Origin of the sequence: Pseudanabaena sp. UWO311, from assembly GCF_006937785.1 — a bacterium.
GTDB lineage: Bacteria > Cyanobacteriota > Cyanobacteriia > Pseudanabaenales > Pseudanabaenaceae > Pseudanabaena.
In genome coordinates, this window is sequence record NZ_SJEE01000003.1 from 74,440 (window position 1) to 93,419 (window position 18,980).

Below are 18,980 nucleotides of genomic sequence, written 5' to 3' on the forward strand. Positions count from 1 at the left end.
CCGTCACGATTAATGCAAACTCAGTGACTTTTACTGGTGGCGCTCAAATCCAAACTCAGACATGGAGCACCGGAAATGCAGGAGCCGTCACTATCAATGCTACAGATAGCGTATCATTCTCTGGGAGAAGCCCATTTGGGTTTCCTACTCTTATTGATGCCAATAATGATGGTGGATTTTCTGGGAATGCAGCTAGTATCAACATCAACGCAAAATCATTGTCAGTAACTGATGGAGCATTGCTAATTGCTGCTACACAAGGAGGAGGTAATGCGGGAAGCATCAATATCAATGTGACCGATTCAGTTTTATTTTCTGGCATTAATGGTTTTAATCGTTTAAGTAGTAGTGCATTCACCTCTGTATTTCTTAATAGAATTGGCAATTCTGGAGATATAAACATCAATGCAAAATCTGTAACTATAGAGAATGGCGCACAATTAAATGCTTCTATATATGGAACGGGAAGTGCGGGAAATATTAAGATTAATGCAAGCGATCGCGTTCTGTTTTCTGGCGCAAACTCAATTGCCGCAACCAATGTAGGTGGTTCGGTTTTCCCTGGAGGAGGGCTTACGGCTCAACCTGTAGGAAGTATTGGTAACACAGGAACAGCAATTGGTAACGGTGGGAATATATTCATTAACGCACCATCAGTATCTGTAACGGATGGCGCTCAATTGCAAGCATTTACATTTGGAACTGGTAATGCAGGAAATATCTCCATTACAGCTGCTGACTCAGTTTTGTTCTCTGGAAGAGATAATAATGGAAATTTAAGTGGTACATACAGCATGGTGGGTTTTATCAATGTACCAACTGCGATCGGCAATGGGGGTAATGTAAATGTGAATGCAAACTCTCTAGCCGTGTTAAATGGAGCTCAACTGCTTGCTTCTACATTTGGGACGGGGAATGCAGGTAATATCAATATCAATGCTGCGAATTCAGTTTTACTAGCTGGTACAAATACTGCTGCAATTAGCTCAGTTGGCAGTAGTAATGCACCAATAGGTATAGGCAATGGGGGCAATGTGAATATTAAAGCAAATACTATTAATGTAAAGGATGGTGCTCAATTGCAAACCTCAACATTTGGAATAGGAAATGCAGGAAGTATCAATATTAGTGCTATCGATTCAGTTGTGTTCTCTGGGGCAAACACCCTTACAAATAGTACTGTTGGAAGTCCAAATGTTTTAACTACTAAAGGTAACGGTGGCAATATTAATGTTAATGCGAACTCTTTATCTGTAACAGATGGCGCAGTACTAATAAATTCAACATGGGGACAAGGGAATGCAGGGAATATAACTATTAATGCTACTGATTCAATTCTGTTATCTGGTTCAGGTAATGAATTTAATGGTATATCTAGTTTTGTGAATCCGAGCGCAATTGGTAATGGAGGAAATGTAAATATTACTACTAAAACCTTGACAATGCTGAACGGAAGTCAAATTTCCACATCTACAGCTAGTAGTGGCAATGCAGGCAGCATAAATCTTTTCCTTACTCAATCTCTAATGCTCGATGGTGTTGGTACATCAATTAACGCTGCTACAGCAAATTTACCAAGCTCTACAGGTAATGGAGGCAGTATCTTCATCGATCCGCAAAACGTAACCCTTCAAAATGGAGCGGGGATTTTTACCAGTAGTTTCGGTTCTGGCATTGGAGGAAATATCACTATATTTTCTAATAATCTTTCTCTTTACAACAGTTCTTTTCTTAAGGCTGAAACTGCTAGCGCGAATGGAGGAAACATCAACTTAAATATCCCCGCACTTCTACTCCTAAGGTACGCTAGCAGAATCAGTACCACCGCTGGCAATTCCCTCGCAGGTGGCAACGGCGGTAACATCAACATCAATGCTGGTTTTATCATCGGAATCAAAGACGAAAATAGCGATATCTTTGCCAATGCCTTTACAGGGAATGGCGGCAACATCAACATCAACACTAATATCATCTTCGGACTGAAGTTCCGCCCCAAACTCACTCCCTTTAGCGATATCGTCGCTAGTTCTCAATTTGGTTTACAAGGTAGCGTCCTCGTGACAACACCAGGACTCGATCCCAGTCGCGGACTCACTACACTTCCCCTCAACCTCGCCGATCCATCCAAACAAGTCAATCAAAGCTGTGTAATAGGAGGTAAATTAGCGAACCGCAACAATAGCTTTACTATTTCTGGAAAAGGAGGAGTACCCAAGAGTCCCAGTGATGGAGTATCTAGCACGCAGTCTCTAGTAGAACTATCTGACCCCGTAGCTAGCAGCATTAGCCAAGCGACGAAAACAGAACAAAAACCAGAAATGACCCCAGAAACTCCCACCCGATTAGTAGAGGCAAATACAATAGTTCGTCGCAATGGTAATCTAGAATTAGTCTTAGCATCTGCTCCTCTCAGTCCCGCCATACCTCAGCTTGCCTGTCAGTAATAATAATTAGTAACATTGCGTAATTTTATTAGTGAAGCGTTTAACATAAAGTTCTTGCCAAGTGATGCCAAGTGATGAGTCATGAAACTACCCATTCGTCATATTTGTTTATCCTGTACCTGTGCTTTGAGCTATTTCTCTGCTGCGTTTTCGGCTTCAGCACAAATCGTTCCTGATGCGACTTTGCCTGTAAATTCGACAGTGACGACGACGGGACTAGTTCATACGATCAATAATGGTACGACGGTTGGCGTTAACCTCTATCACAGTTTTCAAGACTTCTCAGTTCCGACGAATAACACGGCGCATTTTAATAATGCTGCACAGGTTCAGAATGTGTTGACGCGGGTGACGGGTAATTCTGTTTCTAATATTGATGGGTTGATTAAGGCGAATGGTAACGCGAATTTATATTTGCTTAATCCAAATGGGATTGCGTTTGGTGCTAATGCGAAGTTAGATATTGGTGGAACTTTTGTTGGTTCTACGGCGAATAGTTTTAAGTTTACTGATGGTAGTGAGTTTAGCGCGACAAATCCACAGGCTCCGCCTTTGTTAACGATGACTGTTACGCCTGGGGTGCAATATAGTAGTGCTAACCCTGCACCAATAACCAATGCGGGAAATTTGATCGTCGGACAAGACCTGACGCTTTCAGGAGGGAGTGTTACGAGTTCAGGTGCTCTCTCAGCGCCGCAGGGAAATATTCTGGTGGAGGCGATCGCAGGAGATATACAGATTAGAGAAGCGATTGCCCAAACCGCAACTTTCACGGCAAGCCACAATCTACAACTGACTGAAAGCCAGATCGGAACATATGGCGATTTGAATCTAATCGCAAAAGAGGCGATTATCGTTCGCGATAGCAATACTAGACCTTTTGTGGCGTTGTCAGGAGGCAATCTAACTGTTCAAGGCGATCGCCTTATAGATATCTTTGCACTAAAACACGATTTGAGTGGCTTTTATGCAGGTAACAACCTGTTGTTGCGCTCTGAGAATCCTGTTATTGGTGATGCCCATTATTACACAGGTGGCAATTTCAAAATCGAGCAGTTAAATGGACGGCTAGGCAATCTAAATAGTCCCAACGATCCGATTGTTCGCTCTGCTGGCGATGTGACTTTTGGTATTTATGTAGGAAGTTCCCTCCATGTCATTGCTGGAGGAAAGATTAACATCGATACGATCTTTATAACTGGTACAGATACCACCAATACCACAATCAATCCAACCCGAACGCCCAACCTAGCCAATGTTACGCTCTCGAACGGCAAAACGCTGGTCATTAATGGGAGTACGAAGCCAACAGTTGACATTCGAGCAGGAGTTAATCCTGCAAATATAGGTACATCAGGCATCATAGGTGCAATTAGCACAAACTTTTTTAGTTGTGTATTTTTTGGGGCGAACTGTTTCTACAATAATTATCCATCTCCTACACTCCCACCGAGTACGATTCAATCTAATACTGGGAGTGGAATCACCATCGGTGATATTAGGATTGACAGCCCTAACGGAATCGTTTTACTAACGAATAATTATCAGCCCAATCTGGCTTTGGCAAGGGGAGATATTACCATCACTGGAACAGGTGGTTTGGGTTATACGGGTATTGATGTGTCGAGTAATATCAGTAATGGCGGCTCTATATTCATCGATTCAAGATGGAATATTAAATCAGATAAAATCATCGATACATCTTCGACTGCACCCTTGGGCAATGGTGGCAGCATAACCTTACTCGCCAACAACAATATTAGCTTTGGCAACAATGCAATTATTACGTCATCAGCGTCCAATTTAAGCGGAGAGATCAATCTTAAGGCAAATGGAGCAATATCAGGGCAAGGACTAAGCATAGATAGTACAAGCACTGCATCTGCGATCGCTGGTAATAGTGGTGACATTAATATCGCGGCAGCATCGCTATCGCTGCAAAAATCCCCTATTAATCCTTCTATAATATTTTCTGGGACTTTAGGAGCAGCTAAAGCTGGCAACATCAGTCTAAATATTACTGGAAGTGTAATGCTTGATGGCTTTGTGAATAGTGCCCCAACTCAGATTATCAGCCAAGTCGCCCAAAATGCTACAGGTAATGGCGGATTGATCAAAGTGTATGCGGGAAATCTCAAACTTCAGAATGGAGCACAGATAAATGCCTTAACAGCAGGCTTGGGCAATTCGGGAGATATTGAAATTTTAGCCAATTCTATCAATATAGACGGTATCGGTAGTGCGATAAATAACCAAGTGTTTCCGACTGCAAATGCTAATGGAGGGAAAATTACTCTAAATCTTGATTCTCTAAATGTAACCAATCAAGGACAGATTAGTTCTACTACTTTTGGTCGTGGAAATTCTGGCGACCTTAGCATTTTCGCCACGGGTGACATAATCTTTGATAGCAGTTTGGCAAATGCCTCAATCAATCTTGGCGCAATAGGCAAGGGTGGAGACATATTTTTGTCTGCAAATAGCTTGAAATTGCTGAATGGGGGATTACTCAGTTCATCAGTGTTTGGCAATGGTTCTGGGGGCAAAATCACAGTTCAAGCGGATACAGTTTTCTTGAGTGGTACGGGAGTAATTTTTGGCAAACCCTCGCAAAGTGCGATCGCCACAAATGTACAAACAAATGCGGCGATCGGCAATGCTGGGGATATCAATCTGAGTAGTCGTATACTTCATCTTAGCAATAGGGCTTATATTGAAGCTGCCACTAATGGTCGCGGCAATTCAGGGGATATTAATATTCGTGCTAGTGAACTTGTGTCCGCCATCAACAACAGTACTATAAGCAACGTTATTGGCAATACTGGCAATGGTAAGGGCGGCAGTCTCAACATTTTCTCTCCGTCAATAACCATTAGCGATCGCTCCAGAGTAAGTGCTTATACTGAAGGGATTGGGGATTCAGGCAATATCAACTTTTTTACTCAATCTCTCTCTCTGTCAAGCAATTCTGCACTTCAAGCCTTTACTGGAGGGACTGGTAAAGCAGGAAATATTGCGATTTCACCACTCAAAAACTTCTTCAACCCGAATAATGTGGTCAAAATAGAGAGGAGTTCTGTTTCTGTAGGTGTCGAAAGGAATGGTAAAGGGAATGCAGGAAACCTCTCGATCCTTGCAACCTCTTTGCAATTGCTAGATGGCGCTCAAATTGGAGCGAATATATTTGGGCAAGGAGATGGCGGACAGATCGTAATTCAAGCTGATAGCATTACGATAGATGGACTGAGATCGGTGTCTGAACAAAATTTCTTTAGCAGTATTGGTACGGCGGTACAAACCAATGCGATCGGCAATGCTGGAACTATTGATATCAAGACTCGTACCCTTAACCTTTTAAATGGAGCTTTCATTACCTCGGAGTCAAGGGGCTCTGGTAATGCTGGCAAAGTCGAAATTCTTGCCAGTGATTCGATTTTCTTAAATAATGGAAGTGTTTTTAGCAACGTAACGTCTACAAGTCAAGGCAATGGTGGCGATCTGAAGCTGTTCACTAATGACTTTCAGATGACAAATCAATCAGTTTTGAATGCATCAACTGCCAGTGCTAGTAAAGGCGGAGACATTAAGGTCACTGCTAATCTATTGGGAATTTCTAGTGGCGCGAAGTTGATAACTAACACTTCTAGTAGTGGAGCAGCAGGTAATATTTCGCTATTCCTCAAAGATCTACTTAAAGTCGATGGAAATGATAGTGGTATTTTTGCGGGTGCTGAAGCTAATTCTACTGGTGAAAGTGGAGCAATTTTTATCGATCCATCTTTTGTAACTATAACAAACGGTGCAAAGATTTCTGTAAGCAGTCTAGGCAAAGGAGATAGTGGCAGTATTCAGATTATTGCTGGCTTGCTATCTCTCGATAATAAAGCCCAGATCATTGCAGAAACGGCTAATGGCAGAGGGGGCAACATTCTTTTGCAGATGCAAGACTTACTCTTGTTAAGAAAGGGTAGCTCAATCAGTGCCACTGCTGCAAATGATGGTAACGGTGGTAACATCAACATCACTGCAGGATTCATCGTCGGAGTCAAAGGCGAAAACAGCGATATCTTTGCTAACGCATTTAGGGGAAATGGCGGTAACGTCAACATCACTACTAATGGTATCTATGGACTAGAGTTCCGTCCCAGTCTAACCACTTTTAGCGACATCACCGCCAGTTCTCAATTTGGTTTACAAGGAAGCGTCCTCGTAACTACCCCAGGGATCGATCCCAGTCGCGGACTAACCACCTTACCGCTCAACCTCGCCGATCCATCCAAACAAGTCAATCAAAGCTGTGTAATTGGAGGTAAATTAGCGAACCGCAACAATAGCTTTACTATTTCTGGAAAAGGAGGAGTACCCAAGAGTCCCAGTGATGGAGTATCTAGCACGCAGTCTCTAGTAGAACTATCTGACCCCGTAGCTAGCAGCATTAGCCAAGCGACGAAAACAGAACAAAAACCAGAAATGACCCCAGAGACACCCACCCGATTAGTAGAGGCAAATACAATAGTTCGTCGCAATGGTAATCTAGAATTAGTCTCAGCATCTGCTCCTCTCAGTCCCGCCATACCTCAGCTTGCCTGTCAGTAATAATAATTAGTAACATTGCGTAATTTTATTAGTGAAGCGTTTAACATAAAGTTCTTGCCAAGTGATGAGCTATGAAACTACCCCGTCGCTATATTTGTTTATCCTGTGCCTGTGCTTTGAGCTATTTCTCTGCTGCACTCTCGGCTTCAGCACAGATTGTTCCTGATGCGACTTTGCCTATAAATTCTACAGTGACGACGACGGGGCAAGTTCATACGATTGATGGCGGTACGACGAGTGGCGTTAATCTCTATCACAGTTTTCAAGACTTCTCGGTTCCGACGAATAACACGGCGCATTTTAATAATGCTGCACAGGTTCAGAATGTGTTGACGAGGGTGACGGGTAATTCTGTTTCTAATATTGATGGGTTGATTAAGGCGAATGGGAATGCGAATTTATATTTGCTGAATCCAAATGGGATCGCGTTTGGGGCTAATGCGAAGTTAGATATTGGTGGTACTTTTGTTGGTTCTACGGCGAATAGTTTTAAGTTTACTGATGGTAGCGAGTTTAGTGCGACAAATCCTCAGGCTCCGCCTTTGTTGACGATAGATATTACTCCTGGGGTGCAGTATGGGACTAGTAATCAGGGGGCGACGATTAGCAATTTTGGTAATTTGTCGGCGGGTCAGGATTTGGGTTTGAATGCGGATAGGTTGGGTTTGCAGGGGGCTTTGCGATCGGGGAGAGATTTGACGCTGCAAGCTCAGGACTCGGTGAAGATTCGGGATACTGTGACAACTCCATTTTGGGCTGTGGCGGGTCGCGATTTGCTGGTGCAGGGAAATCAATCTGTTGATATTTTTACTCTGAATAATGTCAATAGTGGGTTTTGGTCGGGTGGGAATATGGTGTTGCGATCGCAGAATCCTGTAATTGGAGACGCTCATTTCTATGCTGGTCGAGATTTGAAAATTGAAAAGTTGGATGGAAGCGTTGGTAATTTACTTAGTCCTAACGATCCAATAATTTTGGCGAGTGGTAATGTGACTTTCGGAGACTATACAGGGGCTTCGCTCCATATTTTAGCGGGGGGAAGTGTGACTCTCGGTTTTGTCACGATTGATAGTACTGGAACACAAGATACGACTATCAATCCAAATAATCCATCCCCGTTTTTGGCGAGCCTAGCCACATTTACTTGGACTGACTACAAAGCTGTACTAAATAGTGATGGATCGGTTAAGGAAGTTATACCAGTTCAGACTCCTATTACGATTGATGGTAGTACTCAGGCGACTTTGGATGTACGTGCTGGAGTGGATTGGTCGCTGTTGGGTGGTTTGCCGACTAGTCCAATAATTTTTGTGGCAATCACACCTGATCCTACCTATTCCAGTCCTCCAGTCAGTGCAGATATTACTGTGTTTGGTCAAATCGTTCGACCAAGTGGATTAGTTTTGTTGACTAACCAATTCAGCCCCAATACTCTAAACGGCACGATCTTCGCTGGAGTAGATACTAGTACATCAGTTGCAGAGGCAAACGGAGGGGATATTCGAGTCTATGGACGGGGAGATATTATGGTTTCTTCAAATTCGTCCTCTATCGCAGATACTGGCAATGCAGGGAATGGAGGAACAATTTCTGTGGTTTCCAACTTTGGTAATATCACGACAGCAGGATTTTTTGGATTGGAATCGTCTTCTGGCTCTTACACTGGCACTACGGGAAATGGAGGAACCATTTCCTTAGCTTCCAACTTTGGCAATATTACATTAGCTCCTTATTCGTATTTGCTGGTGAATTCTGGCACTGCGGGAAATGGAGGGACAATCTCTCTGGTCTCCAACTTTGGTAATATCACGTTAGATGATAGTTCGAAATTGATTTCATCCTCCGACGCGGGATTTTATCGTTGGCGAAGTTTTAATGATCCAGTATATGTTTATAGCGGCTATGCTGTGGATTCAGGGAATGGAGGCACAATTTTCTTAGCTTCTAACTCAGGTGATATCAAGATGAATGGCGGTACCGAATTTTTTTCCGCGCAATTAAATTCTTCCTCGAAAAATGGATATAATAGTAGGAATGGGGGACTAATTTCTATCGCATCCAACTCAGGCAATATAATAGGCTCTTATACATCGATTGACTCGTCATCGCAAACGTCCTTTGGAAATACTGGGAATGGAGGGGCTATTTCCTTAGCCTCCAACTCAGGCAATATTATCATGACAGGAAGTTTTTTAGGATTGGCGAACTCGTCATCGAAAACGGATTCTGGAAATGCTGGGAATGGAGGCGCGATTTCCCTATCCTCCAATTCAGGTGATATTATCATAGCAGGATATTTATTTGCAACCTCATCATCAAACGGAAATACTGGGGATGGAGGGGCTATTTCCTTAATCTCCAATTCTGGCAATATCAAACTGAATGATTTTACAATCTTGGATTCTTCCACTCTATCCTACGGTACAGGTAATATAGGAGGTGGAGGGGCAATTTCTCTAGTTTCCAATTCGGGGAATATTATACTGGATGATATAAACTTGATCTCGACTTCGGAATCGGGAAATGGCATTGATGGGAATGGAGGAGCAATTTCCTTAACTACCTACTCTGGCGATATTACTACGTTTAGTTCATACTTGGCCTCGTACTCAATTGGCACGGCAAACGGAGGTGAGATCTCCTTAACTTCTTACTCTGGTAATATTACGTTGGGTAGAGATTCTATCTTGTACTCAGGCTCTTTGGGGTCAGGAAATAGTGGAATAATAACTTTAGCCTCCACCTTCGGCAATATTACGTTAGGCGAATATTCTAGCTTGGATTCGTATTCTTTATCAAACGGCTTGGATTATGCAGGGAATGGTGGAACAATTTTCGTAACCTCCAACTACGGTAATATTACGTTAAATAATTCGTCCTTGAAATCTTTTTCGTACTCGGATTCTGGTAATGCTGGGAATGGAGGATCAATATTCCTCTCTGCCCCCAATGGCAACATTAGCAGTTTCCCCGACAGATCTTCAGTATATTCTTTTACAGTGTCTTTAGCTGGTCTAACAAGTGGTAATGGCGGTAACATTACATTAGAAGCAAAATCCGTAATGAGTAATCTGGAGTTTTTTACCCAATCCTCTTCTGCGACAGCAGGTATATTCAAAATCAACGGGTTAGGAAATTTAGCTATCACCAATTTTCAGATTAGCACAAGTAAGGAAGTAACTATCAAAGTTAATTTCGGAGATATTACCTTTGATACTGGTGAAATTGGTAGATCGGGGGACGTAGATATTATAGGATTAGGGAGCCTCGCCTTTGACAATACCCTCATCAATACTGCCACACAAGGAACAGATCCTGCTGGCAATATTTCCATCACTAGCCCCAGTTTCGTAACCTTCCAAAACAATAGTCAAATCCTTAGTAACAGCAATAACATAGGGAATGCTGGAAGTATTACAGTTAAAGCAGATCAAGGCATCACACTCAAAGACAATAGTCAAATAACTGCCACAACTAATGGACAAGGCAAAGCAGGAGATATTCTGCTTAATTCCCCTGTACTAACAATTACAGGCGGTTCGCAAGTATTAGCAGAAACCAATAACGATGGAGTAGGGGGCAGCATTACTGTCAATGCTCCAACATCCGTTAATCTGATACGTATCCTAGATGCCTTCCCAGTACTCTCTGTCCAAACCAGTAAAGCAGGTAAAGCAGGTAACATTCTCATTAATACGCCCACTCTCAACCTCTCAGATCAAGCAAGAATCACTGCCACCGCCACCGCTACTTCCACTAATACCGAAGGAGGCGGAAGCATCACGCTTAATGCATCGACTATGAATCTCTTTGGCACAGTCGGAGTATTTGCCGAAACCCAAGGAATCGCGCCCGCAGGCACACTCTTTCTCAATCCCTACAGTAAAGATACAGCACTCAGTCTTGCTCTCACTCTCAACTCCCAGATTTCTGCATCAACATCAGGACAAGGTAATGGTGGCAACTTATTCGTCACCGCCCCGCAATCGATTAATGTTTTAGGCAGTGGCAAACTTGCTGTTGAGACATCAGGAATAGGCAACGCAGGAAACATCAGCTTTTCCACCCAAAACCTCACCCTCACTGATGGAGTCTTAGTTTCTGCTTCCACTGCAGGAACAGGGAAAGCAGGAGATATCTCTGTTAAAGCCAATAACTTCACACTTTCTAATGGATCTAAAATTCTAACCACAACATCTGGGGTTGGTAACTCAGGCACAATTAAAGTAAATGTCGCGAATAACATCATTCTCCAAGGTAACGGCACAGGTTTATTTTCTGACACCGTCAAAGGCTCAAGCGGTAATGGTGGCAATATTAATATCGATCCACAGCTTGTAATTCTGAAAGATGGAGCAAAAATCGCTGTTGGCAGCCTTGGCACAGGCATCGGCGGCAACATTGATATAATTTCCAATTACCTCACTCTCCTCAACGGTTCCTCTATCACCGCCGAAACCGCCAGCACCGATGGAGGCAACCTCAACCTCAACATCCCCGCAGTTCTACTCCTCCGCTACGGCAGCCAAATCAGCACCACCGCAGGCACAGCCAACGCAGGCGGCAACGGCGGCAATATCAACATCACTGCTGGATTCATCGTTGGAGTCAAAGGCGAAGATAGCGATATCTTTGCTAACGCATTTAGGGGAAATGGCGGTAACGTCAACATCACTACTAATGGTATCTATGGACTAGAGTTCCGTCCGAGTCTGACTTCTTTTAGCGATATCACGGCAAGTTCCCAATTTGGTTTACAAGGGAGCGTCCTCGTGACCACCCCAGGCATCGATCCCAGTCGCGGACTAACCACATTACCCCTCAACCTCGCCGACCCATCCAAACAAGTCAATCAAAGCTGTGTCATTGGAGGCAAACTAGCAAATCGCAACAATAGCTTTACCATCTCTGGAAAAGGAGGAGTACCCAAGAGTCCCAGTGATGCAGCATCTAGCAATCAGGTTCTAGTAGAGCTATCAGATCCAGTAACTAGCAGCATCAGTCAAACCAATACAACAGAACAAAAAACAGAAGCAACTCCAGAGACACCTACCCGATTAGTAGAAGCAAATACAATAATTCGTCGCAATGGTTCAATAGAGTTAGTCTCAGCCTTTGCTCCCCTCAGTCCTGCTATACCTCAACTTGCCTGTCAGTAACAACAAAAGAGAAAAACTATGTCACTTTGGAAATCCATCTTAAAGATAAAACTCAAAATCGGTAAGTTCCTAGGCTATGCCAGCATCGCAACCTGCACAACCCTACTAGCAATACTCGCAGGATGGAACCCTCAACCAAGTATCGCCAACCCTGCCCAAAACTCCCCAAAAGTCATGACAGATATTGTGATGACCACCTCATCAACAAATCCATCAGCACTAATTGAAACAGGCAAACAACAATACCAAAACGGACAATACACGATCGCGATCGCCACATGGCAGCAAGCCCTTGATATATACACAAAACAAAGCGATCGCCTCAATCAAGCAGTTGCTTTCAACAATTTAGCCCTAGCCTATCAACAACTAGGTCAATGGACAGAAGCAAATCAGGCGATTGCCAATAGTTTAAAAATTCTGCAAGCCGATCCCCAACAGCTAAAACTACTTGCCCAAGCCCAAAATATCCAAGGCAACATCCAACTCGCCCAAGGTCAAGCTCAAGCCGCACTCACCACTTGGCAAAAAGCAACCGCAACCTACGAGCAAATTGGCGACAAAGACGGAGCCATCCGCAGCAGGATTAATCAAAGTCAAGCCATGCGATCGCTAGGTTTATATCCCAAGGCAAAAGAAACCCTCACCCAAATCCTCAAAGATAACCTCGACTCAACGTCAAAAGAGAAACTCGCCCAAATACTCAGCGATCGCCTCAAGCAATTAATAACAAATCGCCCTGACGCAACTATTTTAGACAGCGAAAAAGAAAATAGCATTAGCGATTTCATCCAAGTACTCAAAGACACCCCCGACTCAGCTCTTAAAGCTTCCCTACTTTTGAACCTCGGCGATACCCTCCAACTCAACAGCGATCTCCCAGAAGCATTGCAAGCCTTAGAAAACAGCATTGCGATCGCGCAGAAATTAAACAATACGCCAACCCTTGCTGAAGCCCTCCTCAGTATCGGTAATATCGCCAAAAGCCAAATAAAAGATGAGAATCTCAACGATCCCATCGAGAAACAGAGCGATCGGCAACAACTAATTGCGCAAGCGACTAGTAAATATCAGCAAGCAGTGAGTTTAGCCATCTCACCACTCCAAAAAGTCCAAGTACAGCTCAACCAATTACAACTCCAGATTGCAGTAAAGCAAATTGATACAGCGCGACTATTAGCAGCCGAGCTCCAATCTGAACTACCCAAAATTTCGCCTAGCCATGACGCGATCTACGCAAGAATCAACTTTGTCCAAAGTTGGCTCAAACTCAATCTAACTGCCAAAGATCTCGAAGTCGCCGATCAAATAATCGCCGTCGCCGCCCAACAAGCCAGAGACATGGGCAATCCTAGAGCTGAATCTTATGCGATCGGTTATCAGGGACATCTCGCCGAACAAAAACAACTGCTTACAGAAGCCCAAAGATATACCGAAAAAGCCCTCGTCATCGCTCAAACCAATAATGCCTCCGACATCTCCTATCAATGGCAATGGCAACTCGGACGATTGCTAGCTGCTAAAGGTGAGACTAAACAAGCGATCGTTGCCTATAGCGAAGCTGTCAGCACGCTTACTTCCATTCGGGGCGAGCTCGTATCTAGTAACGCAGACGTTCAATTTTCTTTTAGTGAAAGTATTGAGCCAGTCTATCGACAGCTTGTAACATTGCTCCTGACCCATGACAAAGACAAAGAAGTCAGTCAAGACAATCTCAAAGAGGCTCGTAAAGTAATCGAGTCACTGCAACTAGCGGAATTAGATAACTTCTTTAAAGAAGCCTGTCTTACAGGTAAATCCACGCAAATTGATGAAGTTGATCGTCAAGCAGCCGTTGTTTACCCAATTATTCTGCCCGAAAGTATCGAAGTTGTGATTTCTCTCCCAGACAAAGAGCGGACTTTACTTCACAAAACCTCAAGGATTGCTCAGAAAGATCTTGAAATCCTTTTGGGTAACCTTCGACAAAAACTAAGCCGTACCGCCCTTGAGTCTGGAACTAAAAAAGCCTCTCAGGAAGTCTACGATCTCCTGCTTGGAAAAGAAATAGAAGCAAAACTCAAGGAAAAAGATATCAAAACCTTGGCATTTGTTCTTGATGGATCTCTGAGAAACTTACCAATGGCTATCCTTTACGACGGTAATCAATACTTGATTGAAAAATACAATCTCGCCCTTACCCCTGGATTACAACTCCTCGATCCTCGTCCGTTAAAACGCCAAAAGTTAGAAGTATTCGTCGGTGGAGTAAGCGAGGAAACCCAGAAATTTAATGCATTACCAAATGTCGAGAATGAGTTGAAACAGATATCGTCGATCGTGAGCACTCAACCACCGCTTCTTAATCAGAGCTTCACTAGTCTAGCAATCCAAAATCAAATAAGTCTAATTCCCTATAGAGTCGTTCATTTAGCTACTCATGGACAATTTAGTTCTGATCTCAATGAAACCTATGTGTTGACATGGGACGATCGCCTTGATGTCAGGGAACTTGGAGAACTACTGCAAACTAAAGCCCAAGATAGTAGAGTTCCCATTGAACTATTAGTTCTTAGTGCCTGTAAAACTGCGAAAGGAGATAAACGCGCTGCTTTAGGATTAGCAGGAATGGCAATCCGTTCGGGAGCGAGGAGTACGATCGCTAGCTTATGGTCTGTGGAGGATAGTGCAACAGCTAAATTTATGGAAATTTTTTATCAGGAACTAGCAAAAACTGGAACGACGAAGGCTGACGCTTTACGCAACGCCCAGATTAGCCTTCTCAAGAATTCTTCGTTTAGGCATCCGTTTTATTGGTCGCCTTTCGTTTTAATTGGGAACTGGTTATGATTTAAATCGTCAATTTCTTAAGGCATCTAATAGCAATTTTTATTATGAAGCCGATTTTGGTGTTTATATCGGCTAAGAAAACAACTACTAAAAATATTATGTCCCCCAAATCTTTTTATTATTACTTTTCGCCCTTAGCGATCGCAATGTTCTCGCAGTCTCTTATTTTCTCTATCTCTTTATCAGACATTCAAGCTCAGCCTGAGCAAAAAAACAAAACACCAATTCAAACATCTGGAAGTGGAACTCAAAGAGTATTTCAACCTGTAGGAGATCCTGAACCATCGCCTACTAGAGGGGGTGGAACAAGAGGTTTATTTCAACCCGTTGGCGATCCTGAACCAACTACTACTTTAGGAGGTGGAAGACGTGGTGATGGCAAATGCCCTAAGGATCGTGTACAGCCTACAAATGGTCTATCTAAAGAGTCTTTGGAGCAACAGTTAAGTCCATTACTACCGATTAAAAAGTTTGGACTCACCTACTCAGCTAACCCAAGACTTTATGCCTATATTCCGAAAACCTCAGCGATCGCAGTTGTCTTTACCCTTGAGAGTAAGGGGGAGGGAATTGAGCAAAAGAGGGTAGACCTTACAAATTCACCCAGCATTGTCAGCGTTAAGTTTGATACCCCATTAGCGATTGGGCAAGATTACAAGTGGTTGGTGTCTGTAGTTTGTGAGATTCCCGATCCTGAAGATAATTTCTCTGAAGGAATTGTTCACCGCATCAAGCCAAGTCCAGATGTGATTGGGAAGTTGGCAAAAGCCAAAGAAAGCGATCGTATTGATCTATATGCTAAGTCTGGGATTTGGTATGAAGCTCTGGATAGTCTGGTGAAATTGCGCTTTGCCAGCCCCAACGATCCCGAACTTAGATCTATTTGGCAAAATTTACTCAAGTCATCGGGTTTGGAATCTCTAGCAAACAGCCCTATCAAAAATTATTAGGACTTACGCAAAAATGGCTTAAAATCTGCATTTCATCGTAGGGGCAATTCATGAATTGCCCCTACATTTCGTTCTTTTGCGTAAGTCCTAATACCAAAGCACAAAATGGCGTAGCCATTTTGTGCTTTTAAAACCCTTACAGGGTTTGGTTTTTAATTCACAAAAGTGTAGCCACACTTTTGTGAATTGGGATAACTATCCTTAATTACTGTTCAGCAATATTATCAATTTTTTCACGGATTGATAGCTGGACTAGAGCGCGAATTAGCGAAAATCCACAGAAAAAAGCACCTGTAAAGGCAGCGATCGCCCAGCCAGCATAAGCAGTAGTACCAATTAATAGTACGGCTCCAACTAAAGCCAAGAAGCCTGTTAGACAGGCATAGATTAAAGCTTTAACAGCAATGTTAATTCTTTTGAGAGTGCGATCGCTTTCGGAAGACTTGACCTGAATCATCAACTCGCCACGCTCGATTCTCTCTTCCAACCGTTCTAATAAAATTTCCATGCGACTGGGCTTATTGAGTTGATAAATCAGAAAATCTTTTGCTTGTTGAGCCAATGCTCCTAAAGTATTACCCCGACCTTTAGTCAGCACAATGCTTTTCACAAAGGGCTGGGCAGCGGTGGTAAAGTTATATTCTGGATCGAGAATTCTGGCAATCCCGTCAAGAGTGGTGAGGGACTTGAGGAGATAGGTCATTTGGGGAGGCAAACGGAAAGGTTGCTTCTCGAATATGGCTACCACTTCACCTTTAATTTGCTCGAACTCATAGATATTCACTGGTCTTTCGGTGAAACGATCTAACACAAATTTTAACATTCGTTTAATCGGACTCATATCCGCGATCGGTTCGATAAACCCCATGCTCAGCAGGCTGTCAACAACTTCGTTGGTATCTTTACGCAGCACCGCAAAGAAAGTCTTCACCATTTGATCCTTTGCCATAGTTTTGACTTCTGCCATCATGCCGTAGTCATAGAAAATCAAACTTCCACTAGGACTAACAGCTAAATTGCCAGGGTGGGGATCGGCATGAAAGAAGCCATCTTGGAGCAGTTGTTTGAGATAACAACATATTCCTAATTGATTAATTTCTTTGGGATTCAATCCACAAGCTTCTAAGGCTTGGCGATCGTCTATTTTGATGCCAGGAACATACTCTAAGGTCAAAACCACTGAAGTGGAATAGTCCCAATAAATTTTTGGGATAACAATGCGCGGATAGCCTTCAAAATTTTTGCGAAAGCGATCGGCATTACCTCCTTCGATCGCATAATCAATTTCTTGATAAAGAATAGTGAAAAATTCTTGATAAATTCCTTCTAGATTGTATTTGCGTGTCCAAGCAAAATAGCGGCGAAATACTTTGAGAAGTTTACCAACCGCAAGTAAATCAAGGTCGAATAGTTTTTTTAACCCCGGACGTTGGACTTTGACGACAACCTCTTCGCCACTATATAAAGTAGCTCGATGTACTTGCCCAAGGCTAGCGGCTGCAAGAGGAATTTCGTCAAAGTCTCGATAAATCGCATAAAGAGATTTTCCGAGTTCGAGTTCGATAATATCTCTGGCTTCTTTGGCGCTGAATGCTGGCACTTTGTCCTGAAGTTGCGCCAAAGTACTAATGTATTCGGGTGGCAACAAATCGACGCGAGTGGATAGGGATTGACCGATTTTGATAAATGTTGGTCCTAGTTCGAGCATATTGCGAACTAACCATTCCGCTCTTTTGCTGCGCGTCCGTGATGTATTGTCTTGCCAAAATTTATCCCACCATATAAAAAACAGGAATGTAAACGCAGCTAAGAATACCTCACGTTGACGGGCTAGTGAAGAACTTTTGCTTCTTTGCCAGCGTAGCTTTTTGTATGGTAATTGGGCGATCGCAGACATATTTTGCTAATAGTAGCTATGCCAACTAGCATTGCTTTGTTTATATTACCCAATTAATGCCGAAAATGTAGAGTTAGAGCAAAGCATTGCTAGCACTGTTCTCAAAAGACAGCAAAAATGGCAAGACTTTGCTATGGTTATTTGTATTGGCGATCGCCAGAAACATTATGCATATTGAGCTTTTCACATTGTCCTTGCCAATGTAAAAAACTCAAGCCAAAATCAGTAGAGGTTTTATGGTTTTCAAGTTGTCGTAGATAATTTGAAAACATTGATATGTAAATCCTTGGGCTAAAACTTTAATATTTTTTCAAATCATTCCTAGAGGTAACCTAATGGGTGAAATCACCAGAGATGAGATCCGCGAACGTTTAGGCAATATTGATCAAATTCGCGATATCATTTTCGGCGCACATTTGCGCGAATACACGAGTCGGTTAGATAAGGCTGAGTCGGATATTGCAGCTATGCAGCAAGATGTCCGTGATCGCCTTAGCGACTTAAAGTCAGTTTTAGCAAGTGAGTTAAGAGCTGCGGTCGAGTCCATTGATAAGCGACTAAAATCGATTAGTGCATCAACTCAAGAAGAAACCGCTGACCTTCGTCAACAGTTTGATCGCATTAACCGCAAGTTTACCAGTAGTATTGAAACTCTTGATGAGACTGTTGAGGCTCAGCGGGTATCGCTACGGGAAGAACTCGCCCAAACTAGAGATAATTTGCAAAATGATAATCGTGAACTACGATCGCTAGTTTTAGAAGAGCTAGACCGTCATTTCTCGATTCTTCGTGAAGACAAGCTCTCCAAAGACGATATGGCCGAGTTGCTATTTGAGCTAGGTATGAGACTCAAAGGTTCTGAGTTTGTCCCTGAGCTACGCGAGGCGGCTGAAGAAAAGGTCGAAGAGAAGTATGAGCGGGTGAGTATCCTCGATTCTGCGCCAAAAGTCTCAACTAGTGCGGAGTCAACTAGCCCTGCAACTAGAACTACATCACGCACTTCTAAAGCCAAGCCATAAATTCCATAAAAAGTAAACGCAAATGCAAAACAAGGGTCTTCAGAGCCTTTTTTTGCATTTGTGATATGGCGAACCCAAATAAATAA

7 protein-coding genes are annotated in these 18,980 nt (G+C 43.0%); 6 read left to right on the forward strand and 1 reads right to left on the reverse strand.

Annotated elements, in window-relative coordinates:
- The first annotated feature begins 23 nt into the window (after window positions 1–23).
- The 5 genes from PseudUWO311_RS03800 to PseudUWO311_RS03820 all read left to right on the forward strand — a co-directional run bounded on the left by PseudUWO311_RS03800 (window position 24) and on the right by PseudUWO311_RS03820 (window position 15,978).
- Window positions 24–2,444, forward strand: coding sequence for a beta strand repeat-containing protein (locus PseudUWO311_RS03800; RefSeq protein WP_142653749.1), 2,421 nt, complete (start codon window positions 24–26; stop codon window positions 2,442–2,444).
- An 81-nt stretch (window positions 2,445–2,525) separates the two neighbouring features.
- The gene (locus tag PseudUWO311_RS03805) at window positions 2,526–7,040 is read left to right on the forward strand and encodes a filamentous hemagglutinin N-terminal domain-containing protein (protein ID WP_142653750.1); all 4,515 of its coding nucleotides are present in this window, start codon (window positions 2,526–2,528) and stop codon (window positions 7,038–7,040) included.
- A gap of 71 nt (window positions 7,041–7,111) precedes the next feature.
- Window positions 7,112–12,199, forward strand: a complete 5,088-nt coding sequence (locus PseudUWO311_RS03810; RefSeq protein WP_142653751.1) for a filamentous hemagglutinin N-terminal domain-containing protein — start codon at window positions 7,112–7,114, stop codon at window positions 12,197–12,199.
- 18 nt (window positions 12,200–12,217) lie between these two features.
- Entirely contained in the window at window positions 12,218–15,028 is a 2,811-nt protein-coding gene (locus PseudUWO311_RS03815; RefSeq protein WP_142653752.1) for a CHAT domain-containing protein, read from the forward strand.
- 98 nt (window positions 15,029–15,126) lie between these two features.
- Window positions 15,127–15,978, forward strand: coding sequence for a DUF928 domain-containing protein (locus PseudUWO311_RS03820; protein WP_190303389.1), 852 nt, complete (start codon window positions 15,127–15,129; stop codon window positions 15,976–15,978).
- A gap of 205 nt (window positions 15,979–16,183) precedes the next feature.
- Here PseudUWO311_RS03820 and PseudUWO311_RS03825 read toward each other — a convergent pair whose 3' ends face one another.
- On the reverse strand, window positions 16,184–17,875 hold the full coding sequence (locus tag PseudUWO311_RS03825; protein ID WP_142653754.1) for an ABC1 kinase family protein: 1,692 nt from the start codon (window positions 17,873–17,875) through the stop codon (window positions 16,184–16,186).
- A gap of 335 nt (window positions 17,876–18,210) precedes the next feature.
- Between PseudUWO311_RS03825 and PseudUWO311_RS03830 the strand changes: the two genes are divergently transcribed.
- A complete protein-coding gene (locus PseudUWO311_RS03830; RefSeq protein WP_223807437.1) occupies window positions 18,211–18,894 on the forward strand; it encodes a hypothetical protein in 684 nt (227 codons plus the stop codon).
- Window positions 18,895–18,980 lie beyond the last annotated feature (86 nt).